Below are 21,135 nucleotides of genomic sequence, written 5' to 3' on the forward strand. Positions count from 1 at the left end.
ATGTCCTGGCTAACCCAGCCGCACACGCTTGCCAACTCGGTGTCGCAGATGACGATCGGCGACCTTGCGAACGATAGCGGTCGTCATCGCCTCACGCGAAGCTTCCGCTCGCGAGAATTCGTCGAGCCAGCTTTCTGTTCAATTGCGCTGGACGACACGCCAGTGCTCGTGGCGACTGACGGGTTCTGGGCCGAGCTGGATCATCGCCAGCAGAGCGCTTTCATCCATGGTCGCGTTCCGGAGAACGCCGGAGAGAGACGACCGCAGCGTACTTCAGATCACACGACTCGGAAGAGGCGGGTTGTCCAAGGTCTCACGGAGCGAGCCTCCTCGCAGAATCTACATGGTCTGCAAGCGCAAAATTGTCGCAAATTTTGCCCCTCTCGATCGAGACAAATTTCGTGGCGTTGAGACGTGACAGATTTTGTGTGGAATTGACCTGGCATGGACGAGTTTTTGGCTAACGAGATTCTAAATTTCTTCTCTTACGGTGCCCGCGGGCAATTGAAGACCGTGGAGTGTTCTGGATGTTTGCCAAGTTGATGCTTCGCGTTCGTGGTCAGCTGATTGCGGGTTTTGCAGCGGAATGTGCGATCATAGCGCTCTCATTCGGATATGCGGTTTTCGCAGTTAGCGGAGTCTCAACCACCGTCAATGAGATGGTGGGTCTTCGTACGCCGGTTGCGATCGCCAGTGCCGAGTTGGCCGGCAATACCGTAGTCTTTGTCGCTTCCGAGAAGGCTTCGGCTAACCTAGAGTCGGTTGCCTGCGCCACTGAGCAGATGAGCTCATCAGTGACCGAAATCGGCCGCCAAGTGTTGGATGCCGCGCGCATTGCGAGCGCCGCGGTTCGATAGGTGCCGTCGGCGACATTCGGCGCTTTGCCGATCCGACCAGGCTGGTGAGCTACCTGGGGCTGAACCCGAGCGTCAGGCAGTCTGGCGAGGGCCCCTACCATGGCAGGATCACCAAGCAGGGCTGCGGCCAAGCTCGCGGAATGCTCGTCGAAGCAGCATGGGCTGTAGCCCGTTCGGCGGGACCGCTGCGTGCATTCCTTCAACGTGTCGCTGCACGACGCGGCAAGCACATCGCGGCAGTCGCGACGGCGCGGAAGCTGGCGATGATCATCTGGCATATGCTGACCAAGAGCACTGACTAAATCTGGACGAGGCCGGCCCTGCTGGCGCACAAGTTCCGGAGCATCGAACTGCGCGCTGGACTACCCACCAGCCATGCCAAGCGTGGATCGGCCTATGATACAACATCCCCGCGAAGAGGGCTGAGGAACGAGCAGGCGTGGAATGCGCCGAGAAGGAGTATACGAGATTGGCGGCCAAAGCCGCGATCCCGACACAGCAAGGCTTCTGCAACATAGGGCTTGTCTACAACATCCGTGTCGGTCGGCTTGCCGGGCTGCGAGAAGTCCAGCATGACGCCGCGCTGGTAGGCCCACAGGTCAAGATCGCGCGACACGAACTCGCTGCCTTGATCGACGCGGATCGTGGCCGGGAAGCCCGCTTCTTTGCAGGCCCTTTCCAGCACCGCCACGACGTCGGCGCCGCGGAAGGTGAACCGTGGCGCCAGCGCCGGTGAGAACCGTGAGAAGATATCGACGATTGTCAGCACGCTAAGCTTGTGTCCTGTTGCCAACTGGTCATGGACGAAGTCCATCGCCCAGGTCTCGTGGATCGCGTCGCCGGCTTGCGATCATCGCGCAGCTTGACTTTGACGCGGCGCTTGGGCCTTTTTGTTGCGCAATTGCAGGCCCAACTCGCGATAGACGCGCCGGGTCTTGTTCTGGCACGGCGCCCATCCTTCACGACGCAGCAGCACGTGAACGCGGCGATAACCGTAGCGAATGCGGGCATGACAGGTCTCCTTGATCTTCTGCTCGAGGGCAGCTTGGCCGGAGCGACGGGACTTGTAGTGGTGGGTCGACCTGTCAAACTAAAACGCCGCACAGGCCCTGCGGATCGAGACCTGCCATTCGTTGCGGACTTCGTCAACCAGCTTGCGCTTCCGGCAAGGCCTCATAGCCTTCGGCGGATCACGTCCTGCGGCATCTCCTTGTCGAGCGACAGGCCCGCGACCAGTTTCTTCAGCTTGCCGTTCTGGGCCTCGAGCTGCTTCAAGCGCGGCATCTCCGTCGGCAGCAGTCCGTCACACTTCTTCTTCCAGTTGAAGTAGGTCGCTTGGCTGATCCCGACCTTGCGGAAGATCTTCGCAGCCGGGACGCCATCGTTGCCCTGCTTCAGGATGAACGCCTTCCGGGCGTCCGAGAACTTCGAGGCCTTCATCGTCCTTCGCTCCTCCCAGCCGAGGGGATTCGGCAGCGAAAACTCTAGCCAAAGTGGTCCAGCTTGCCGGCCTCAGATCATGTCGTTGAACCGACACGCACGATGGTTTCACCGAAAGGGTTAAGTGTTGGCGCCCTGCCTTCGGTCATGAAGCGCTCGAAATTGAGCGATCTTAACGTCGCTACCGTGTTGCCCCGTTGCGAGCGCTTCTAAGCCTGCTCGTTGTCGTCGCGCTCGCGCACAACCGTTCGGCGCGGCGAAGGACGTTGATCATCGAGAGGAGATCGTCAGCGTCGGCTTCAATGCGGCTCTTCACTCGCATCCCAGTCGGAAACTGAAGATGTCGGCGACCGCGTCCAAGACCTGCTCGCCATCTGTCTGGAGCCTCTGATTCCGATCCTGCGGTGTTTGAAAAGGCGGTAGGCCTGAAGCAGGTGCTCGATTACGACTCGGTCGCCGGATCAGAAGGCCTGGTGCGGCTCGAAATCGTCATGCTCGCGCATGTGAGGGGACTGCGTCGCAGGCAAGCTCGAGCGGGTCCGTGGGACCATAGGACACCGAGAACCAACAGTCAGAGCTTGGCTCTTTTCGTACCAACGCGTCGCGCTTCAGACAACGTGTCGGGAGTCGGACGACGCGAAATCATCGCTGGCAAACCAAATGGCCAACTCTTTTCGAATTCCGTCGGCTCTGGGGGCGCGAGCCGAGTGATCTAAGGGCTGGTATGGCGCTTGCTTAAAGAGAGGCGGAACCACGTCTACGCCCCCTGGCGATTAAATACCTTCGCCTGCGATGGACCTAGGAGATCGGTTCTTTAGCACGAGGAGCTAATAGCATGTCCGGTGTTGCTGCTGCGTTTCTATGCTCTTCAAGCAAGTCACGGGCGACGGTTTATGATCGGCTCAAGCACATGGTTCCGAAACTTGCATTTCGCGGTCAGGCGGGGGTCGGCATTGCAGCTTTCATGCACAAGGAAGGTGTTCGATATGCGAGAGCGCTTCAGTCCTCATGCGACTCAGTGCGCATTGAGCACGATGAACAGGATCCGAATTTTAGGCCCCATGTTGCAATCGCCCATATCCGTAGCCGATGCCGCGGAATCAGCGATGGCGGGGACCTTCAGCCAATTCACAACAATGCGGGCACCAGCCGCAGTTTGGCAATTTCTCTAGATGGAGCCTTGGTCAATGGCCGTGAACTCAGGGGAGAATTGCTTGCCCAGGGCTATAGGTTGGGCAGCAACACAGATGCTGAGCTCTTGCTCAAGTGGATTGAAGGCTCTTGTGAAAGAGACTATTGGCGGCACGGTCTGCCCGTCAATTACGAAAACATCTTTCGCGACATTGATGACCGAATTGATGGCGCTATTAGCGCGATTCTCCTGGACGGAGAAGGAAATCTGGTTGCATACCGTAATCGATGTGGTTTGCGTCCATTGGAAACTATGCAAACAGATGACGGGTTCTTGCTGGTTGCTTCGGAAAATTGTGCCTTTGCCGATCTGGAGGGTAAGACACAGCAAATCTTACCAGGGCACATCAGGTATGTAGACGGGAAAATGGGGTACTGCGTTGATCGTTCCGTGAGCAACGGGCAATACAAAGCCAAACTCTGCGCCTACGAAGCTCTTTACTTAGGAAATCCGAACACATCGGTCGAAGGCCAATCACATTTCGAAACCCGTTACAACATCGGAGCCGCCCTTGGTGGCCTTGTTGCGCAGCGACTGCAAGGAGAACTAGGCTCCACACTCACAATCGTTTCCTCCATGCCGCATACTGGCGGGCCGTACGCTGATGGTCTGTTTGCATCTCTCGTCGAATACGGCGTGTTCGCCCAGCGTCGGGAAGTAGTCTCAACGCAATTTTTTCAGCGAACTCTAATCGGTACACCCAGCGAGCGAAAATGTCTCATTGCTCAAAAGTACCGCGTATCGGAAACGAGCCTTGCTGAAGCCGCGATAATAATTGTCGACGAGGCCCTCATTCGTGGCGATACCAGTCAGGCTGTCACGAATATGCTGCTTGCCGCTGGGGCCAAAGCCGTACATTGGGCGATCGGTTCGCCGCCCATAGTGGCTCCTAACTACTACGGCATGGGTATCGACACACTAGATGAGTTGGCATTCTGGCAGATATGGAAACAATTGCCGCCTGAACAGCGCACGCAAATCCTTCGCTTTCACAAGATGGAGCCGCAAGATCTCAAAATCATCGAAAGCAATATCGCGGCATCCATCAACGCGGCCACGATAACGTATCTGCCGTTTCCACTTCTAGTATCGTTGTTGCCCTGCAGGCAAGACGGCGTCGATTTGTCACCGTTTACATTCGAGATGCCAACCCCTGCGGGGCAGAAGCGCGCGAATAGGAACTTGCGCGAATTAGCGGCCGATCTTCCCTATTCGGAATCGATCCTTGCTTGAGGTCAAATCATGAAACCGGTTCTCGTCTTTGATTGGAATGGAACGCTGCTCGATGATACGTACGCACTGCTCCAAACGACAAATGCCATACTAGATCGCTTTGGTCATGCAACAATCGACATGAGCACCTTCCGGGAACATTGCGATGTTCCGCTATCTCTTCTTTATCGCAGTCTCGGAATGTCGCAAGACGAGGTTGCGACGGTGGATCGCGATGGCAGTGCAATCTTTCACGACACGTACGAACCTCTTGCGGGTAAAGCCGATCTGCGCGAGGGCGCGCGCAGGGTGTTGGAGTTAGCGCACCAAGAAGCAGCTTCGTCCATCATCGTGAGCAACCATATAGTCGATCCTCTGCGCTCCCAATTGAGAAGACTTGGGATCGACGACTACATCAACGATGTGCTCGCCTTTGAAAACCGCACTACCCAATATAAATCGATGAGCAAGGGAGAGCGGCTTCGTCTATACATGCAGAAAAACAACCTGAAGCCGGCGTCAACCTTCATCATCGGCGATATGCCGGTCGAAACGGATATCGCGCGCAATCTCGGACTCGTAAGCATATCCATTACCGGTGGATTTGTTTCGGAGTCGCGCTTGCGCGCGGCGCGTCCTGACTACACGATTAACAACCATCATGAGCTGTTACCAATCTTACAAAGGCACGGGTTTTTTCGGAATGCATAAATCATGATTGGCGAGGAATCATCACCCAACGTCGCTCCTAAAACGGCGAAGCAGAGAATAGGCCTTATCGGAGCTGGACGCATGGGAACCGGTATCGGTATCAGCCTATTGCGTCACCAAATCGAGCTGCATATCAAAGCGAACAAAACTCGCTTCGGTGCGGATCGCTTGACTGGTGCAGGTGCCCATGAACATCCTTCGATCGCCGAGTTGGCGCGGCATGTAAACGCCGTCGTGTTATCCTTGCCTTCCAGCCGCGAGGTTGAGGCAGTATGCCTTGGGCAAGATGGGCTGTTCGTCCATATGCCCCGAGGAGGGTTGATAATTGACTGCTCGACGTCTTATCCTGCTTCAACGGTCGCACTGGCTGAGCAGGCGCAAAAATGCGGCCTAAGCTTTATGGACGCTCCAGTAACGCGGAGCCCCGAACAAGCAGAGCTAGGCCTTCTCAACGCGATCGTTGGATCGAATGAAAAGCTTTTTCCTGTCGCTGAGGGCATTCTTGGTGCGTTTTGTGAGACCGTTCTTCATGTCGGAGATGTCGGACAAGGTCACAAGCTCAAGCTTGTTTACAACAGCATGACTATGGGGATAGCGGCGGTAGCCGCGGAGGTTTGCCAGTTTGCGTGCGGCCTTGACGTCGATCTCGTAACACTCCGCTCTCTGGTTAGTCGGGGCTCCACCAATAGCGGAATATTTCAAGCCTTCGTGTCCTTTTTGTTAGGCGAGAAACCCGATGTTCTGGCAATCTCAATCGCGAATTCCGCAAAGGATATTGAGTGCGCTGTGCGCCTGGCAGGCGAGAGCGCAGTTCCGGTGCCGGTCTTGGCTGCCGCCGCACACAAATTAAATGTCTCAGTTGTTGCGGGCAAAGGCGAACTCACACTACCTCATCTGTCTCGCCCATGAGCTCCTCGGCCTATTCATAGCAATCGAGAGCGGGCTCTAACCGCGGAGCGAGTGCAGATCGTCGTTATGGAGAGGTGTAGCTGGCGGGGCCGCGGCCCTCTATCGGTCTGCGCATTTTCATCGATGCAGTGTACGCATCCGGGCAACCCTACGATTACCCACATTTTTTGAGGTGTACTGTGCCGAAAAACTTGAGTCGCCAGAAACGCTTGTGATTCTTTGACGGGTACCTGATTCGAGAAGAGGTGCTCTATGGACTGACTTCACGCGCGCGGGATGAGAAGGCGGATCGGTTGACGTCTGACGCGGTGACCTGGTTTGACCGTGAAGCAGCGCTTTGCGAATTCCATGACACTCGGCTTGGCGAGAGAATTCGCATGCTGCTGAAGCAGATCGGCGGAGACATCGGACAGAGCATTCCGATGGTGTGCCAAGACTGGGCTAATACCAAGGCGGCCTATCGTTTCTTTCTCCAATGAACGAGTAAGCGAGGCCGACATCCTGTCACAGTGCCGGCCTTTGGCATGAGTTGCATCGTGTCGAGACATGATGCATCCGCGCCACGTCCGCGTTTCACCGTATTGGCGACCGGCGCGAGTACATCTGATTGGCAGCTTCATTCCACGAGGCGACCTAAGTGCGGCAAGGCCGCCGCTTTTGTTGACCAGGCGATTGCCGGCATCTGAGCCGCTTCGCGCGAGAAGATCGGTGCTTTCCCGGTACGACGTTTGGAATTGTGCGAACGGATTGTCGGGCGGAGGGAGCTCCAGCCACTCGTCGTCGTACTCGGGACGGTCGTGCTCGAGTCCGTAGTCGAAATCTTCGACCACGTGGTGGGAGCCGGTGTTGGTTTCCTGATGGTTCTCGACGCCCTCCGGATACTCCCAGACCCTAGGGAAAGTCTTCCCAATTCCGGATGCTTAATAACGGCTTCATGGTGGAGCTCCGGTCCCATCTGTCGCTCGTCGCTGCAAACGGCGTTCCAGTCCAGCAGGTCCGAATCGATTTCGTGTATCTCGCCAAAACGTCGATGTCTGATACGGGCGGTTCCATTGCAGTAGACGTACATCACCAGCGATTTCCCGACTCTTTCCGATGGCATCATACCATCGGAGCGCGCCCGCGGTCGAAGCGGATTGTCGATCGCCGATAACCGACGAAGGAGTGCACGACCGGCGTCGAGCAATGGACAGGAGTCGGATCCCGCGCCCAACATACGGCCATGAAGAAGGTCGTGAAAAGCGATGTCATCGGACAGCAGGGAATGTCCCTCATCGAGGGAATCGTTCTCTTGGAGTTCATGTTCTATCCGACCGGCGGCGTCGAAGCGGAGATCGACGGCTTCATCGAGTTGCGTGACGCCGAAACGGGCGAGGTCGCAACTGGTAGTGTCCAGTATCTTTCGCACATTGATCAGGCGACGACTCCGGTCTCAGAGAGTTGCTGCTGATAGAGCGGTCGCATATTCATGTAGCATTTGGTCGACCACGCGTTCCGGCAATGTGCCGCAGCCGTGCCACTGCCAAGTTGAGACAGGATTGACCGTCAGGAAAGGCGCCGATGACACGGGTTCGTCGCCGGATCTCCTTCATGATGCGCTCGAGCGGATTGTTAACCGGTATGAGGATGGCGCGGTCACTGTTTCCGCTACTGGCTTTTCGAACTGGTGGCATATGCTGCGAGTATCCGGGATAGAGGCTCCGGGAGCACGAAGGTGCGGGCGGCCGGTTCGTACGATGAGCTGCGAGCTCGTTTTGTTAGGTGGCCGCCTCTTACGACTCGCCCGGTTGCGCCGAGAGCGCGAATCCGTAGTTGTCGTGTCGCCCGCCGCTCTCGTTATCAACGTGGCGGGTAGGAAAGACGGACATGCGACGCGTAATCGGAATGGATATCCACCGCACCTTCTGGGAGGTGGCGATTTGGGAAGGAGGCGTGCTGCGGCACGCAGGCCGGGTCGACATGACCCGCGTGGCACTTGAAGGCTTCGGGAGGACGCCTAAGCCGACGGACGAGGTCGTTCTGGAAGCGACTGGCAATAGCATGGCAGCGTCGCGCGTACTGTCGCCTTTCGTCGCCCGGGAGGTGATCGCCAACCCGCTGCAGGTGAAGGCGATCGCCCATGCGCATGTGAAGACCGACAAGGTTGATGCAGGCACTCTCGCGAACCTTTACGTCGCGGGCTACTTGCCCGAAGTGTGGACGCCGGACGCGGTTACCGAGCGATTGCGCCGGCTGGTGGCGCGGCGTTACCAGATTGTACGTCGTCGAACACGCGTAAAGAATGAGGTGCATGCGATCCTTGCGTCGCATCTTGTTCCGAAGTGCCTTCACTCTGACCTGCTCAACCAGCGCGGCCGAGTGTGGCTTGCACGGCAGGTCGTGCCGGCAGATGAGCAGCCGGCACTTGAGCGGAATATCCGTGAACTCGATCGGCTCGCCGAAGACCAGGCGGAGTTGGACCGCGAGATCGCACTGAGTGTCATGGGCGACAGTCCCGTGCGAAGGCTGATGACGATCACGAGCGTCAACCTAACGGTGGCCGTCGGCATCATCGCGGCGGTCGGCGACGTCACGCGAGTCAAGAGCCCACAGAAGCTGGTGAGCTACTTCGGCCTGAATCCACGGGTACGCCAGTCGGGCCTCGGCGCTGCCCATCATGGGCGCATCAGCAAGGTTGGTCGCAGCCACGCGCGGGCGATGCTGGTCGAGGCGGAATGGGGTGCTGCAAAGAGGCCTTGTTCGTTCGCATCAGGGCGAAGCGGGGGCATCAGATCGCGGCGGTCGCGCTTGCCCGTAAGCTCACTGTCCTATGCAGGCATCTGCTGACCAAGCAGGAAGACTATCTTTGGGCGCGGCCGGCTCCGGTGGCGAGCAAGATGCGCGCCATGGATGGAGGCTCAGGCGGGGCGGCCGCAGAAGAAAGGCAATCGCCGGGGGGACCACTTACGCCTATAACGTCAAGTCTCTGCGCGACCAGGAACGTCAGGTCGCCGAACTCGCCGAGAAGAGTTACGTACGATTTGTAACGTACTGGAAAGTATGTCCGCCGAGGGCGCGGCGCGCGGACGCCTCAACCCGATAAGGCTTGAATAGGCTGCCTGGCCGCGCTTCCAGCCGACACGCCGCTCTTCGCCACGAGGTCGCCCGCGCCAACCGCGGCGCGGCTCTCTTGGGTATGAATGGCCTTGAGCATGTGGCTCACCTCGCGGACCCGGGTCGACGGCACGAGGCTGAAGACATTGCGATAAAAATGCACCATGCGGCGCTGATAGCGTACCCCCCGTAGTAATCCGTAACGCTTTCGGCAAGACCTCGGCAGGCATCGGAAACCACCAACTGCACGCCCTTGAGACCACGATCGACGAGATGCCGCAAAAACGATGACCAGCCGGACTTGCCTCCGTGGCACCTTCACAGATGCCGAGGATCCCCCGGAATCCCTCGGCATTGACGGCCGAGGCCATCAGCAGCGACACGTTGCGAACTTCACCGGCCCAGCTGCGCTTCATCACAATGCCATCGAGATAGAGATACGGATGCTCGTCCTCGATCCTGCGATTCCGCCATGCCTCGATCTTGGCATAGATCTTCTTGTTCAGGTTCGACACTGTGCTCGGGCTGACCCGGGTGCCCCACAGCGCCTCCGTGATGTCTTCGACCCGGCGAACTGAAATCCCGGCCAGATACATCTCGATCAGCGCCTCCTCAACCGAGCTCTCCCGCCTCTGGTAGCGCTCGATAGTCGCCGTCTCGAAGGTTTGCCGCCGTAGCTTCTGGCCTTCAAATTGACGTCGCCCGCCTTGGTTTGCAGCGTTCGTTCGTAGCTGCCCGCCCGCGTGTCCTGCTGGGCCTGGCTCCGCTCATAGCGTCCGACACCGCACAGCAGGTCCGCTTCGGCCTCCAGCATGGCATTCAGCGTCTCTTCTACCGTTCCGCGGACCATCTCGCCCAGGTGATCGCGAATCCGGGCTTCATCTATCTGGATCACCTGACCCATGGCATTCCCATCGTTCATCCAAAGCTCCTTCATTCTAGAAGAAGCCGTCAGTGCTGAAAGAGCGAAAGATTCTGTACGCAACCTGCTCCTGCGGGTCCAGGGCAAGGCCACTGAGCGCGAACGACTGCAGGTGGAGACCGAGGAAACGTTCGAATTCGCGTGCGCCGACGCTGACATCGAATACTGGACCAAAGGCACGGCTCCCGTCCTGCTGATCGTCGTGGCTCTGAAGACGCGGAAGGCCTACTGCAAATCGCTGAAGGAGTGGTTTGCGGATCCGGAGCGCCGTAAGTCCCGCAGGTCGTCTTCGAGAAGGCGAACCTACCAACGCTAAGGGGTGTCCCAATGGGGCGATCTGAGTACAATAGGACCTATGCTTGGTGGCAGGATTAAGCCGCCACACTAAAAGCGAGGACTACGCATGCGCCCGAATTATCTTTTCGGAATGAGGCAAGCCGCGAGGCAAGCAAAGGCACTCCAAATTCCCGAAATCGCCGCTATCGAGTTTGGCGTCGCTGGCGGTATGGGACTGCTGGAGATGGAACAAGTCGCTGAGAGTCTTCAGGCTGAAACGGGAGTTCGCTTCCGACTCTACGGCTTCGATCTGGAAACTGGCTTGCCACCCTCTGACGATTACCGAGATCTGCCATACCTCTGGCGCGCCGGTTTTTTCAAAATGGATAGGGCTAAATTGGAGCGTCAATTAAAGCGCGCCACCCTGATAATCGGCAACGTCGGCGAGACGGTTCTGGCGTTTATCGAACGCTATTCGCCACCTGTTATCGGCTTTGTGTCTTTCGACCTCGACCTCTATACAAGTACTAAGCCGGCACTAAACCTTTTCAACTCTGCTGCATCTCATTTTCTACCACGGACCTTCTGCTACTTTGACGATATCGTCGGTGATCTTGATGAAGTACACTGCGAATGGGTTGGGGAACTTCTGGCAATCCGGGAATTTAACGATGCTCACGCAGCGCGGAAAATCGCAAAGATAAACGGTCTGTCTTGGAAGTTTGGCGCACCAACGCAGTGGCATGACCAGATCTTTGTGTTGCACCTGTTCGATCACCCCGCCTACAAGCAATACATCAATGAGCGGACGGACTGGCAACTGCCCCTACCAGAATAAGTTAGCTGGTCCCGGCCTTGCGGCAGATCTCCGCCACCGCAACCCCGTCACTGCCCTGCTTCAGGATGAGCGCCTTCTGGGCGTCCGAAAACTTCGAAGCCTTCATCGTCCTTCGCTCCTCCCAGCCAGGGAACCGGTGCGAAAAACTCTAGCCAAAAATGGTCCAGTTTGCCGGCCTCAGATCAGAAGATGGACGGGCAAGGTTCACGGAAGAGCAGGTTATCGCAGTGTTGAAGGAGCATGAGGCTGGAGCGACGACAGCAGGCCTGGCTCGCAAACACGGGTCTCCGAGGCGACGATCTACAATTGGAAGGCCAAGTTCGGCGGCATGGAAGTCTCCGAAGCCAAGCGGCTGAAGCGCTCGAGGAAGAGAACGCGAAGCTGAAGAAGCTGCTGGCCGAGCAGATGCTCGATGCGGCGGCACTGCGCGAGCTTTTGTCAAAAAATGTATGGTTCACCCCGTCCGTGTAAGGGTTCGTAACAACGAAAATGACACTTCCAGTTGCATAAATGTATCCGGCCTCTCGTGAGTGGACTGCTGTTGCAGCCAGGCCATGATGAGATCTGCGCACGCCGTTCCCAATAAATGGTTCGGGCACGAAGCCCGTTTTTTGCACAGGCCTTACGGCATGTTGATCCACTGTTTCGTCATCACTGTTCCCGAGCCATGCAATCGAAGCCAGCGTCAGGTGAAAGCAGGATCTCTGCGTTCGTAGAGAGCTCAAGACCACCCAGACAATGCGTGCGGATTCCGAGATGATGGTGCGCACCGTACCGACTTGATGGCGCGCAGGGTTCCGAAATGATCGCGCCCAGCATTCCGAGCATTTTCCGCGCAGCATTCGGATTTGATCGCGCGCAGATTCGGATGGTGTGAGGCCCGATCGTTGGGCCAATTCTCCGGCTGGAAGCAGCTGGGAGGATTGGATGCCGACGAGGAGGGTTATCATGCGCCAGGTGCGCGAGATTGTGAGGCTGAGCCTTGCATCGGGAGGCGTCCGACGCGATGACCTGGTTTGATCGTGAAGCAGCGCTTTGCGAATTCCAGGACGCTGGACTTGGCGAGAGATTTACATGCTACTGAAGCAGATCGGTGGAGACATCGGCCAGAGCATTCCGATGGTTTGCCAAGACTGGGCGAATACCAAGGCGGCCTATCGTTTCTTTTCCAATGAACGAGTAAGCGAGGCCGACATTCTGTCTGGTCTCTTTAAATCGACGCGGGAACGTATCGCGGCTGCGAAAGGTCCTGTTCTTGTCCCGCATGATACGACCGAGTTCACCTATCAAAGAGAGCGCCCGGATCTGATCGGGATGATTAAGCGCATCCCCAAAAGCAACTCCCGAAGATTGGACGGAAAACCCAAACGTACACGACATGCGGAATATTGATGCATTCGAGCTTTGCGGTGACCCTCGAGGGGCTTCCACTGGGGCTCAGCGCCGTGAAGTTCTGGACCGAAAGAAGTTCAGAGGGGGCGCCGCGCTCAGGCGCGAGGTCAACCTGACACGGATCCCCATTGAAACCAAGGAGAGCATTCGGTGGCTGGAGAACCTCAAACAATCCACGGAGCTTTTCGAGAAGCCACGCAGTGCATCCATATCGGTGATCGTGAGGCCGATATTTATGACTTGTTGTGCGCCGCCCAAGAGGTTGGAACGCATTTCTTGGTAAGGACCTTTGTCAATCGCCTGGCAGGCGATGGCGATCATACCGTTGCAACGATAATGGACGAGGTCGTGGTCAAAGGCCTCCACCGGATCGAAGTCCAGGATAGCAAGGGCAATCCAGACCAGTCTGTTCTTGAAATCCGGTATCGTAAAATCGGTACTTTGCTACCGATCGGCAAGCAGTCGCGGTATCCAACTTTGACTATGACAGTGATCCACGCTGATGAAAGAGGAGCGCCAAAGAACAGAAAGAAGATTGAATGGAAACTCCTGACCGATCTTCCAGTGCAATCGGCGCAGGGCTGCGATCGAGAAACTCGAATGGTATTCCCTGCGATGGAAGATCGAGGTCTTCCACAAGATACTCAAATCCGGCTGTAGGGCAGAGGAGGACTCGCAACTGCGGACTGCTCAGCGATTGACGAATCTGATCTCGGTATTCTGCATTGTGAGCTGGCGCATTTTTTGGATGACGATGCTTAATCGTTCAGCGCCAAATGCCTCACCGGATTTGTGCTGACCAAGGCTGAAAGCCAATTGCTTGATCGGCTCGTCGAAGACAAGAATCCAGTCGACACACAACGAAAGACATTGTCGCATTATCTTATCAAGATCGCCAGGCTCGGCGGCTATCTCGCCCGCGCCAACGATCCGCCACCAGGGAATCTGATCATATGGCGCGGATTATCGCGATTCATCGATATCGCAACGGGAGCGAAACTCTGACTCAAAAAATGTGGGTAATCGCAAGCATCACCGGACGGATACCATCAAGCTTGGCCCACGGCGAGTTCGGGCGCCTTTCGGCCGAGGGCAGGCTGCTCGTCAGCCGCGCCAAACGCAGCATTGCCGCTAGCGCGCAGAACGCGCCGGTCGCGATGAAAAAGAGCGGCCCTCGCAGGACTCTGGATACTGCACAGTCTTAGATGTTGTATTTCGTGTGGACGGTAAACGATACTATCCCGGCCTCGGGCGCGTGAGCCGTTAGGCCGAAGCGGGCTAAGAGAAGAGCTACCGACCTCGATGCTTGTTCTTCCGGGTTCTGATCAATCGCCAGAGCAACGACGCCGGTCTTCATCATCTGTCTGACCTCGTCGCTAAGGTCGTGCGCGATCACGATTGGTGCTCTGGCCAACCACGGTGCCACTGTGTGGGCAAGCCCATTTTTTGATCCCGCGACGTAGATACCGCTGACAGCATCCTCGGACATTCCTTTAGGGCACTCATCGCTCTCCATTATCTCGACGTGTATCGGAGAAGAAAGTTCTGCCTTCACACCGTCTCGAAATCCACTAATCCTAGAGGCCTCCGCTCGGTATTTCAGATCGGAGCAGACCGCTAAGTAGATTCCCCGATTGACCATCCGGGACATGAAGAATGCCGCAGCTCGTCCGGCTCCGTAGTGGTCAATCCCGACGTAGGCCAACCGTGGTGTCGTCGGCAGGTCTGATCCGAGAGTAATGACAGGGGTCCCCGATGAGGTCACCGAGGCAATCGCATCTATCATTTGATCTGTCTCGGGTCCGTACACTATCACCGCGTCTGCCTTGGCCGCGCGAATCAGACCCGGGACCGCTTCCGCATGCCGCTCCTCGAATAGGACGCGTTCGATCACAAGGGATTTTGTAGTTTGCGCGATTTGGCTTTCAAACGCTCGGGCAAGCCGCAACAGAAGGGGCGTCCTTTGCGAAGGCATTATTACCTTGACTCGAAAGAGCCGACGATGGGGCGATGGAAGAGTCCGACTGATCCCCAGCTGACGAGCAGCTTCGATGACTTTCAGCGCCGTCTTCGGGGATACATTAGCTCGTTCATTGAGGACGCGATCGACCGTTGCAATTCCGACGCCAGCGAGCTTGGCTACCTCGTTCAGCCCAGGTTTCATTCGCTTCGGCTTTCGTTTTGCGGTATGTTTGTTGACGATAGCCCATCGCAGGTCAACACCGCACTTCGCACCAAGATGTCATGGATGCACAGGATTATAACTGATGACTGAGCGATGCAGAATAGTCATCGTTGGAGGGGGGCACGCCGGCGGCAGATTGGCGCAACTCTTGTCTCGCGGCCCCGATCGCGTCCACGTGACCCTCGTCGGGGCCGAGCCTATCTATCCCTACGAACGACCTCCGCTATCTAAAGGAGTTCTCCTGGGCACCAGCGGGCTCGATGACTGCGTGTTGTGGAAGCCTAACGACCCAGTTTGGGAGCGTGTAGAGACCCATCTCGGCGTCGCCGTTGAAGATGTTGATCGCGTCCGGAAAAACATCCGACTTAGCGACGGTAAAGTGATTAGATACGATCGATTGGTTCTCGCTACCGGCTCTCGAGTTCGCGGGTTTCCGGTGCAAGGAAGTCAGCTCCGCGGCGTCTTTAGCCTTCGAAGTTACGCCGATGCTCAAACCGTTTCTAAGTACTTCCTGGCATCAAACCGAGTGGCCGTCGTTGGTGGCGGATTTATCGGCCTCGAAGTCGCGGCGGCCGCCGCACAGCGCGGCATCCAGCCACGAGTGATCGAAGCTTCCGACCGACTGCTTTCTCGCTTGGTGCCGCGACTGGTAGCAGATCGCCTTGCCGAGACGCACCTCCACGCTGGTGTGCAATTGACGTACGGGGCCATGGTCGAGAGGTTCGTTTCCAATGGCCATGGTAGCCTAAAGCGCGCTGTTCTCAGCAATGGAGATGCTGTTGACTGCAGTGTCGCCGTCGTTGCCGTTGGTGTTGAACCTGAGATATCCCTTGCGATTGGCGCCGGCTTGGAGATCGACATTGGTGTAATAACTAACGAGCAGCTGCGTACCTCTGATCCCAACATATTCGCCTGTGGCGACATTGCCGCCTTCTGGCATCCACTTTACCAACGGCATATACGTTTGGAGTCGTGGCAAAACGCGGAGGATCACGCAAGAATCCTAGCCGCCGTACTGCTGGGCGAAGAAGTTACGGCGCCGTCAGTCCCATTCTTTTGGTCTGACCAGTACGACCTCTCCCTTCAAATAATGGGGTTACCTCATCTCGGTACGTCGACAAGGCGAAAACCGACAGCGTCTGGAAGCGCGATCTTGCTTCACTGCGACGCACTTGAACGACTCGTCGGCGCGACCGCCATCGGACCCACGGCGCTCATCGGGCGAGAGCTGAGAAAAATGCGTCAGCTGATTGCTTCACGCGCTATCTGCAACTCTGTCACGCTTGACGGAGCCGAGTTAGAGGTCGTTGCGGGTTAAGCCCGTCGAGGTACCAAAACGGTGACCGCTCCATCCTCGATTCTCACCTCGTACGTGCGCAGGTTTATGCATACCGGAGCGCCAAGTGCCTTTCCCGTCATATAGCTGAACCGTCCAGAGTGACGGGGGCACTCCACCGTGTGGCCCTCAACATAACCATCGGACAGGTGGGCGTGTTCATGAGTGCAAATATCGTCTGTTACGAAGATTTCGCCCTTCGGGGAGCGAAATATTGCGTATGAATGCCCGTCAAACTCCCAGCGACGAACGTCTTGAAGCCGAATATCCTCTACCTTGCACGCAAACACCCATGTACGAGCGGTGTCGTCAACCATCTTCAAATCTAGGCTCATGTTGAACTTCTCTTCCCTCTTTAGAATATGCTGAACGTCTGGCGCCATCACTTTTGCACCTGACATCGAACCCTTCGTCGATCGATCCGGCGGCAAAGTCGGGCTATCATTAGGTCGACTTCTAGTTCTCCCGCGTACCCGTCGACCTCATTGCACCTTTGGATCTTCTCAATAGACCATGTATGCATGCGCCGCTTCCGGCCGGGCCCCCCAAACCGATGTCGACCAAGATCCCAGCGCTCTCATAGCTCAAATCAACAGAAAGAGGCCATCTGGATCAGCACACGAAGCGTGTATCGACGATACAACAAATCGCGATCGCCTTGATCTGGACACCTACATCTGCAGTCTACAGTTTGCAGTCTTCAGCAGCGGAGCAGTAGTGGGCTGTAACGTTTCCTGAGTTCAAGCGCTGTCGTTGTGCTCTACGCGTTGTCTTCCAGGTGGGCTCCAGACTTGTCCCAAGCCTTCCTGACGCATTCTCGAAGCATCAGGGCTTCGCTCCAGCGATCCGTTGTATCTTCACCATCTCGACCGGTTATCGCGTACGGCCGCGGCCCCAACTCGCAAGTAAACGCCAATGCCTCTCCGTCCGCCGCGCGCCGGCGCCAACTCCGAAAGCCGTAGCCCCACCACTCTAAGAACTGGTCGAGCCACATTTGGTGCTGCGGGAAGCTAATCTCGATTTGTATTTGCTCGCGGCTTGCTACCCTACCGTGGAACGCCCAACACCTATCCAAAACTTGATGGATGTGGCTGTTATTCTCCTCGGTAATTGGCCATGAGAACTCGCGCCCAACAACGAAGTGCGAAATATCCCCCAGCAGCTTGAGATCGGGGATTCGTTCAAGTAGATCGAGTGTAAAGAACAGGTCGGTCGTCATCCGGTCGCGATGTGTCTCTATATAGACGGGAAAATCGACCTCCTCGGCAAGCCGCAGCCATCCTTCTAAAAGCGGGATGCAATCATCCAAGCGACGTGGCCGTACATCTGGTTGAATCTCAAGATGATGAAGACCGAATTCCGTTGCATTTTCGAGCACTGGCTTGAGCTCATCGATGGTCTTCGGAAAACACTGGCCTTCGGCTGTCAACCCGTTCGCCTTCAACAGGCCATGCAGCTCGCGTACGTACTCCCGGCTCCGCCAATCTGCGCTAACGCCGTCATAGCCGGCATCTTTGATCATTCGGATGTTTTCCTCAAGCCCGCGTTCTGGCTCCGTCGCGCTTCGCAATTCCATGGCCCAAAGCGACTGAAAGAACAGGATGGTGTTCATGTAGTGTCTACCTTCGAACTGCTGAGAGAGCGGCTTCATGCGTTGAGTGGGCGTTGACGGCATCTGACTGCAAGAGCTTTCTCAAATCGTAGCTTGGGTCCTGCAGGACGGAAGGCGACGGGCGAAGGCGCCTCTCAATTATCGAGGTCGCGACTCGGACGATCTTTGCTACTTGCGATAGGCTACCGAACGCCGCCGTGGCCTCTAGAACGCCAAATCTGTCTAGGAGAAACGTTACTATACCCCCATCGTCTAAACTACGATTTACCTCGACCTGCGATTTGTTCGGAATGCCAGCAACTTGGAATACTTTGTCGAATTGATCAGACCACATCCATGGAACTGCCCTATAGGAAACCTTTCGTCCCAAAATGTTCAACGCGGCAGTGCCCCCCTGGTCCAGCGCATTCTTCCATGCCTCCAATCGTATCGTGTCTTTACCCGTCGACGCCGGATATCTTGCTGCGTCTCCGGCGGCGAAGATCCGAGAGTCTGCAGTTTGGAGGTATTCATTGACGAGAATGCCGTCGTCAGTGGCAAGGCCAGCCTTCTGCGCCAATTCAACGTCGGGATCCGCGCCAACAGCAACCAGAACTGTGTCGGCTACGAATTCCTGTCCTGATCTGAGTCGCACGCCCTCGACCATGTCGCAACCAATGATCGCCTCCACGTCCGCTCCGAGGAAAACCTTGGTGCCGTTGGAACGATGCAGTTCTAAGATTCTATCGGACGTCGAGATCGGCATCACGCGAGACAGCAGAGCGGGTGCCTTTTCCAAAACTGTTGTGTCAACACCTCTTGCCCGGGCAGACGCCGCGACTTCCAATCCGATCAGTCCTCCGCCGATAACGACAAGCCTTCGTGCCGGCATCAATCTCTCTCGGAGAACGGCGGATTGATCCAACGACCGCAGCGCGATCACTCCCTTCGAGCCGACGCCAGGCAACTGCGGAAAACGCGGTTTTGCTCCTGTCGCGAGCAGGAGGTAGTCATACCGAAAACGATCTCCTCCAGCGAGTGTAACGCTCTGTGCGTCCCGGTCGATTGCTTCCGCTCTGACCCCAGAGCGGAAAAGGATTCCGTTCTGGTCAAGCCAACCTGGGGCAAGAGCCGCTACGCCGCTGAAGCTCTCCTCTTGAGTAAGGACTGACTTGGACAGAGGCGGACGCTCATAAGGGGCGGACCGTTCCTCCGTTAGGAGTACAATCTCGTCGGACCACCCATGCTCCCGTAGTGCGCGAGCTGCACTCGTCCCAGCATGTCCAGCACCAACTATGACAATTCTTCGAGCCATCACATCAAGTCCGAACTGTGCGAGCTTGGAGGTTAGTCGCCGACATCTGATTTAGGCTATTCTGAACCTGATGTTTTTCCATCATGTTTACGATTCGTAGACTCGCTCGTGTGCGGGGCGCCCCGAGTCGGCGGCCTGCCGGCGTAGGATCAACGCCATGTAGTGTGGCGTGTTCGCCGTCAGCGCCTCTGAGACCAGGACTTCACGAAGGAGGATTTCTGGTTCATCGTTGCCGTACGGAGCGAAGTTGAAGCAGAAATCCGGGCCGGACAAAGCCCCGGCAGAACAAGTGCTGAAGGACAACCGACGCCAGGCACCTCGGCAGTATTCAGCGGAAAAGAATATCCGTATCGTGTTGGAAGGATTTGCGCGACGAGGAGAATATCTCCGAGCTGTGTGGCCTCGATGTATTATGGCCGGTCCAAGGAGTTCCTTGAGGCTGGCAAACGCCGCCTTGGGGGGCGACACTGCCCGCTCAGCCACGTCCGGCGAGGTCAAGGATCTTCGTCGTGAAGCCTCCGAATTGAAGGAGGTGGTCGCCGATCGTACCCTGGAGAACCGCTTACAAAAAAGAGTTGAGCGCGGCTGGGGAGGACGAGGCATGAGGTATCCTGCGTTCGCGAAGGCCGAGATCATCGCGCTGGTCGAGCAATCACCATCTGCGTGCCAGACGCACGCTCGAGAAGCTCGGCATCCCGCGAGCCGCATTTTATCGGTGGTACGATCGCTACCGTGCGGTTGGCGTTGAGGTACTGGCTGAGTATCGCTCGAAGTCGGACATGGTCTGGAATCGGGTTCCTGACGAAGTCCGCGGTCAGATCATCGATCTGGCGCTGGAGATTCCCGAGCTGTCGCCGCGCGAGCTGGCGGTGCGCTTCACCGATGACAGAAAGTACTTAGTCTCCGAGGCGCTGGGTCTATCGGCTGCTGAAGGCGCACGACCTGATCACCAGCCCCGCCTATGAGGTGATCAAGACGGCCAACGAGTTCAAGGACAAGACCACGGCGATCAACCAGCTCTGTCAGACTGACTTCGCCTACCTCAAGATCACCGGCTGGGGCTGGTATTATCTGTTCACTGTGCTCGCTGACTTCTCGCGTTATATCGTGGCGTTGAGGATGAGCCCAACCATGTGCGCCTCCGACGTTACGGCCACGCTCGACCGGGCGCTTGTCGCCTCAGGCCTGGAGTACATCAATATAAAGCAGCGGTCACGGCTTCTCAGCGACAACGGATCAAGTTACGTCGCGGATGATCTGGCCACCTGGCTCAAGGGCAAGGACATACGGCCTGTGCGCGGTGCGCCAATCATCGCCAGACCCAGGGCACTGGCATCAGACCTTGAAGAACCGCATCTTGCTGAGCGCATCAAGCGCGAGACCATCGCAATCCGTCGCTTGCGGCATCGACTGCAGGCAGCTTAACCTCTAGCCCAAGATGATCCGGAGCCTCCCTTCTCGAAATGCATGAGCGGTCTCAAATTATCTGACGACGGACACAACGCGAACATTGCGGCGCCGTGGTCGAAGTTGGCGAAGAGTTCGGCCGCGGCGGTGAAGGTCGTGTGGTCCGTTGTGAGCAAGACGCCAAAGTTCGTCGCCGGTGGCGCAGCCCTCAGCGTACAACGGTTCGCTGCTAATAACGCGAGCGACCGGTTCGCGGCGAAGTCGTTCACCTCGAAGTGGCGCCCGGCGCAATCCGTTGTGGCCGCTCAGATGCTGCATCGCGGTTCGAAAGGCAGTGATGTCTGGTGTACCGGTGTTTCGATAGCGAGCACGCTAAGTTGCATCAGTTGCCGATCTGCAATCTATACTCTCGACCGCTATACGTAGCGTGCAGGGGAGCAAACGAGCCGTACAATGACG

Annotated in this window: 18 protein-coding genes and 8 pseudogenes; 17 read left to right on the top strand and 9 right to left on the bottom strand. The window is 56.9% G+C overall.

Annotation, left to right across the window (positions count from 1 at the left end; all coding sequences use genetic code 11):
- Positions 1-527: 527 nt before the first annotated feature.
- Entirely contained in the window at positions 528-857 is a 330-nt protein-coding gene (locus XH89_RS40610; RefSeq protein ID WP_128929781.1) for a hypothetical protein, read from the top strand.
- A pseudogene (locus XH89_RS40615) lies at positions 848-1,329 on the top strand (transposase); the annotation flags it as partial. The gene XH89_RS40610 and the pseudogene XH89_RS40615, both read left to right, overlap by 10 nt.
- Positions 1,330-1,380: 51 nt before the next feature.
- On the opposite strand, the pseudogene XH89_RS40620 reads toward XH89_RS40615, so the two are convergent.
- A pseudogene (locus tag XH89_RS40620) lies at positions 1,381-2,297 on the bottom strand (IS3 family transposase); the annotation flags it as partial.
- Positions 2,298-3,132: 835 nt separating this feature from the next.
- Between XH89_RS40620 and XH89_RS40625 the strand changes: the two are divergent.
- From XH89_RS40625 to XH89_RS40645, 5 genes are all read left to right on the top strand, one after another.
- Entirely contained in the window at positions 3,133-4,722 is a 1,590-nt protein-coding gene (locus tag XH89_RS40625; RefSeq protein WP_232995614.1) for a hypothetical protein, read from the top strand.
- Between the two features lie 9 nt (positions 4,723-4,731).
- Positions 4,732-5,412, top strand: coding sequence for an HAD family hydrolase (locus tag XH89_RS40630; protein ID WP_128929780.1), 681 nt, complete (start codon positions 4,732-4,734; stop codon positions 5,410-5,412).
- Between the two features lie 81 nt (positions 5,413-5,493).
- Positions 5,494-6,321 carry an NAD(P)-dependent oxidoreductase gene (locus tag XH89_RS40635; RefSeq protein WP_206733206.1) on the top strand — a complete coding sequence of 276 codons (828 nt, stop codon included), beginning with the start codon at positions 5,494-5,496 and terminating at the stop codon, positions 6,319-6,321.
- Between the two features lie 245 nt (positions 6,322-6,566).
- On the top strand, positions 6,567-6,800 hold the full coding sequence (locus XH89_RS40640) for a transposase (protein WP_246767936.1): 234 nt from the start codon (positions 6,567-6,569) through the stop codon (positions 6,798-6,800).
- 743 nt (positions 6,801-7,543) lie between these two features.
- Positions 7,544-7,771: a hypothetical protein gene (locus tag XH89_RS40645; protein ID WP_188637434.1), complete on the top strand. Its 228-nt coding sequence runs from the start codon at positions 7,544-7,546 to the stop codon at positions 7,769-7,771.
- Here XH89_RS40645 and XH89_RS40650 read toward each other — a convergent pair.
- Positions 7,735-7,943 (bottom strand): annotated as a pseudogene (locus tag XH89_RS40650) (transposase); the annotation flags it as partial. The gene XH89_RS40645 and the pseudogene XH89_RS40650 overlap by 37 nt on opposite strands.
- Positions 7,944-8,187: 244 nt before the next feature.
- On the opposite strand from XH89_RS40650, the gene XH89_RS40655 reads away from it, so the two are divergent.
- Entirely contained in the window at positions 8,188-9,147 is a 960-nt protein-coding gene (locus tag XH89_RS40655) for an IS110 family transposase (RefSeq protein WP_232995613.1), read from the top strand.
- Between the two features lie 328 nt (positions 9,148-9,475).
- On the opposite strand, the pseudogene XH89_RS40660 reads toward XH89_RS40655, so the two are convergent.
- Positions 9,476-10,336 (bottom strand): annotated as a pseudogene (locus tag XH89_RS40660) (IS256 family transposase); the annotation flags it as partial.
- Here XH89_RS40660 and XH89_RS40665 point away from each other — a divergent pair.
- Entirely contained in the window at positions 10,317-10,652 is a 336-nt protein-coding gene (locus tag XH89_RS40665; RefSeq protein WP_128929778.1) for a DUF4365 domain-containing protein, read from the top strand. The pseudogene XH89_RS40660 and the gene XH89_RS40665 sit on opposite strands and share 20 nt — an antisense overlap.
- A gap of 87 nt (positions 10,653-10,739) precedes the next feature.
- Positions 10,740-11,450, top strand: coding sequence for a hypothetical protein (locus XH89_RS40670; RefSeq protein ID WP_128929777.1), 711 nt, complete (start codon positions 10,740-10,742; stop codon positions 11,448-11,450).
- A gap of 4 nt (positions 11,451-11,454) precedes the next feature.
- Here XH89_RS40670 and XH89_RS42355 read toward each other — a convergent pair.
- Positions 11,455-11,556 (bottom strand): annotated as a pseudogene (locus XH89_RS42355) (transposase); the annotation flags it as partial.
- Between the two features lie 52 nt (positions 11,557-11,608).
- Here XH89_RS42355 and XH89_RS40675 point away from each other — a divergent pair.
- From XH89_RS40675 to XH89_RS41760, 4 genes and pseudogenes are all read left to right on the top strand, one after another.
- Positions 11,609-11,900 (top strand): annotated as a pseudogene (locus tag XH89_RS40675) (transposase); the annotation flags it as partial.
- A gap of 624 nt (positions 11,901-12,524) precedes the next feature.
- Positions 12,525-12,842, top strand: coding sequence for a transposase DNA-binding-containing protein (locus tag XH89_RS41750; protein WP_232995611.1), 318 nt, complete (start codon positions 12,525-12,527; stop codon positions 12,840-12,842).
- A gap of 150 nt (positions 12,843-12,992) precedes the next feature.
- Complete coding sequence (locus tag XH89_RS41755) at positions 12,993-13,502, top strand: hypothetical protein (RefSeq protein WP_232995610.1); 510 nt, start codon at positions 12,993-12,995, stop codon at positions 13,500-13,502.
- 132 nt (positions 13,503-13,634) lie between these two features.
- Complete coding sequence (locus tag XH89_RS41760; RefSeq protein WP_232995609.1) at positions 13,635-13,847, top strand: hypothetical protein; 213 nt, start codon at positions 13,635-13,637, stop codon at positions 13,845-13,847.
- Positions 13,848-14,043: 196 nt separating this feature from the next.
- On the opposite strand, the gene XH89_RS40685 is transcribed toward XH89_RS41760, so the two are convergent.
- Together XH89_RS40685 and XH89_RS42360 are read right to left on the bottom strand one after the other, a co-directional pair.
- Positions 14,044-14,736 (bottom strand): substrate-binding domain-containing protein, encoded by a 693-nt coding sequence (locus XH89_RS40685; protein WP_232995608.1) that lies wholly within the window; start codon positions 14,734-14,736, stop codon positions 14,044-14,046.
- Between the two features lie 192 nt (positions 14,737-14,928).
- Positions 14,929-15,006, bottom strand: a pseudogene (locus tag XH89_RS42360) (LacI family DNA-binding transcriptional regulator); the annotation flags it as partial.
- Positions 15,007-15,109: 103 nt separating this feature from the next.
- Between XH89_RS42360 and XH89_RS40690 the strand changes: the two are divergent.
- Entirely contained in the window at positions 15,110-16,345 is a 1,236-nt protein-coding gene (locus XH89_RS40690) for an NAD(P)/FAD-dependent oxidoreductase (protein ID WP_232995607.1), read from the top strand.
- On the opposite strand, the gene XH89_RS40695 is transcribed toward XH89_RS40690, so the two are convergent.
- From XH89_RS40695 to XH89_RS40705, 3 genes are all read right to left on the bottom strand, one after another.
- Positions 16,342-16,680 carry a MocE family 2Fe-2S type ferredoxin gene (locus XH89_RS40695; RefSeq protein ID WP_128930174.1) on the bottom strand — a complete coding sequence of 113 codons (339 nt, stop codon included), beginning with the start codon at positions 16,678-16,680 and terminating at the stop codon, positions 16,342-16,344. The genes XH89_RS40690 and XH89_RS40695 overlap by 4 nt on opposite strands.
- Before the next feature lie 443 nt (positions 16,681-17,123).
- Positions 17,124-17,975: a sugar phosphate isomerase/epimerase gene (locus tag XH89_RS40700; RefSeq protein WP_128955100.1), complete on the bottom strand. Its 852-nt coding sequence runs from the start codon at positions 17,973-17,975 to the stop codon at positions 17,124-17,126.
- Between the two features lie 7 nt (positions 17,976-17,982).
- Positions 17,983-19,269, bottom strand: coding sequence for an NAD(P)/FAD-dependent oxidoreductase (locus XH89_RS40705; protein WP_128929774.1), 1,287 nt, complete (start codon positions 19,267-19,269; stop codon positions 17,983-17,985).
- 247 nt (positions 19,270-19,516) lie between these two features.
- Between XH89_RS40705 and XH89_RS40710 the strand changes: the two are divergent.
- Together XH89_RS40710 and XH89_RS40715 are read left to right on the top strand one after the other, a co-directional pair.
- Positions 19,517-20,632 (top strand): annotated as a pseudogene (locus XH89_RS40710) (DDE-type integrase/transposase/recombinase); the annotation flags it as partial.
- A 104-nt stretch (positions 20,633-20,736) separates the two neighbouring features.
- Positions 20,737-21,102 (top strand): hypothetical protein, encoded by a 366-nt coding sequence (locus tag XH89_RS40715; RefSeq protein ID WP_128929773.1) that lies wholly within the window; start codon positions 20,737-20,739, stop codon positions 21,100-21,102.
- The last annotated feature ends 33 nt before the right edge of the window (positions 21,103-21,135 follow it).

The organism is Bradyrhizobium sp. CCBAU 53340, from assembly GCF_015291645.1.
Lineage (GTDB): Bacteria > Pseudomonadota > Alphaproteobacteria > Rhizobiales > Xanthobacteraceae > Bradyrhizobium.

What these genes read in the sequence shown, in the direction of transcription:
- XH89_RS40610 (WP_128929781.1), top strand. Translation starts at nt 528, where the DNA reads ATGTTTGCCAAGTTGATGCTTCGCGTTCGTGGTCAGCTGATTGCGGGT.
- XH89_RS40625 (WP_232995614.1), top strand. Translation starts at nt 3,133, where the DNA reads ATGTCCGGTGTTGCTGCTGCGTTTCTATGCTCTTCAAGCAAGTCACGG.
- XH89_RS40630 (WP_128929780.1), top strand. Translation starts at nt 4,732, where the DNA reads ATGAAACCGGTTCTCGTCTTTGATTGGAATGGAACGCTGCTCGATGAT.
- XH89_RS40635 (WP_206733206.1), top strand. Translation starts at nt 5,494, where the DNA reads ATGGGAACCGGTATCGGTATCAGCCTATTGCGTCACCAAATCGAGCTG.
- XH89_RS40645 (WP_188637434.1), top strand. Translation starts at nt 7,544, where the DNA reads ATGAAGAAGGTCGTGAAAAGCGATGTCATCGGACAGCAGGGAATGTCC.
- XH89_RS40655 (WP_232995613.1), top strand. Translation starts at nt 8,188, where the DNA reads ATGCGACGCGTAATCGGAATGGATATCCACCGCACCTTCTGGGAGGTG.
- XH89_RS40665 (WP_128929778.1), top strand. Translation starts at nt 10,317, where the DNA reads ATGGCATTCCCATCGTTCATCCAAAGCTCCTTCATTCTAGAAGAAGCC.
- XH89_RS40670 (WP_128929777.1), top strand. Translation starts at nt 10,740, where the DNA reads ATGCGCCCGAATTATCTTTTCGGAATGAGGCAAGCCGCGAGGCAAGCA.
- XH89_RS41750 (WP_232995611.1), top strand. Translation starts at nt 12,525, where the DNA reads ATGCTACTGAAGCAGATCGGTGGAGACATCGGCCAGAGCATTCCGATG.
- XH89_RS40690 (WP_232995607.1), top strand. Translation starts at nt 15,110, where the DNA reads ATGACTGAGCGATGCAGAATAGTCATCGTTGGAGGGGGGCACGCCGGC.
- XH89_RS40695 (WP_128930174.1), bottom strand. Translation starts at nt 16,680, where the DNA reads ATGGTTGACGACACCGCTCGTACATGGGTGTTTGCGTGCAAGGTAGAG.
- XH89_RS40700 (WP_128955100.1), bottom strand. Translation starts at nt 17,975, where the DNA reads ATGAACACCATCCTGTTCTTTCAGTCGCTTTGGGCCATGGAATTGCGA.
- XH89_RS40705 (WP_128929774.1), bottom strand. Translation starts at nt 19,269, where the DNA reads ATGGCTCGAAGAATTGTCATAGTTGGTGCTGGACATGCTGGGACGAGT.
- XH89_RS40715 (WP_128929773.1), top strand. Translation starts at nt 20,737, where the DNA reads ATGAGCGGTCTCAAATTATCTGACGACGGACACAACGCGAACATTGCG.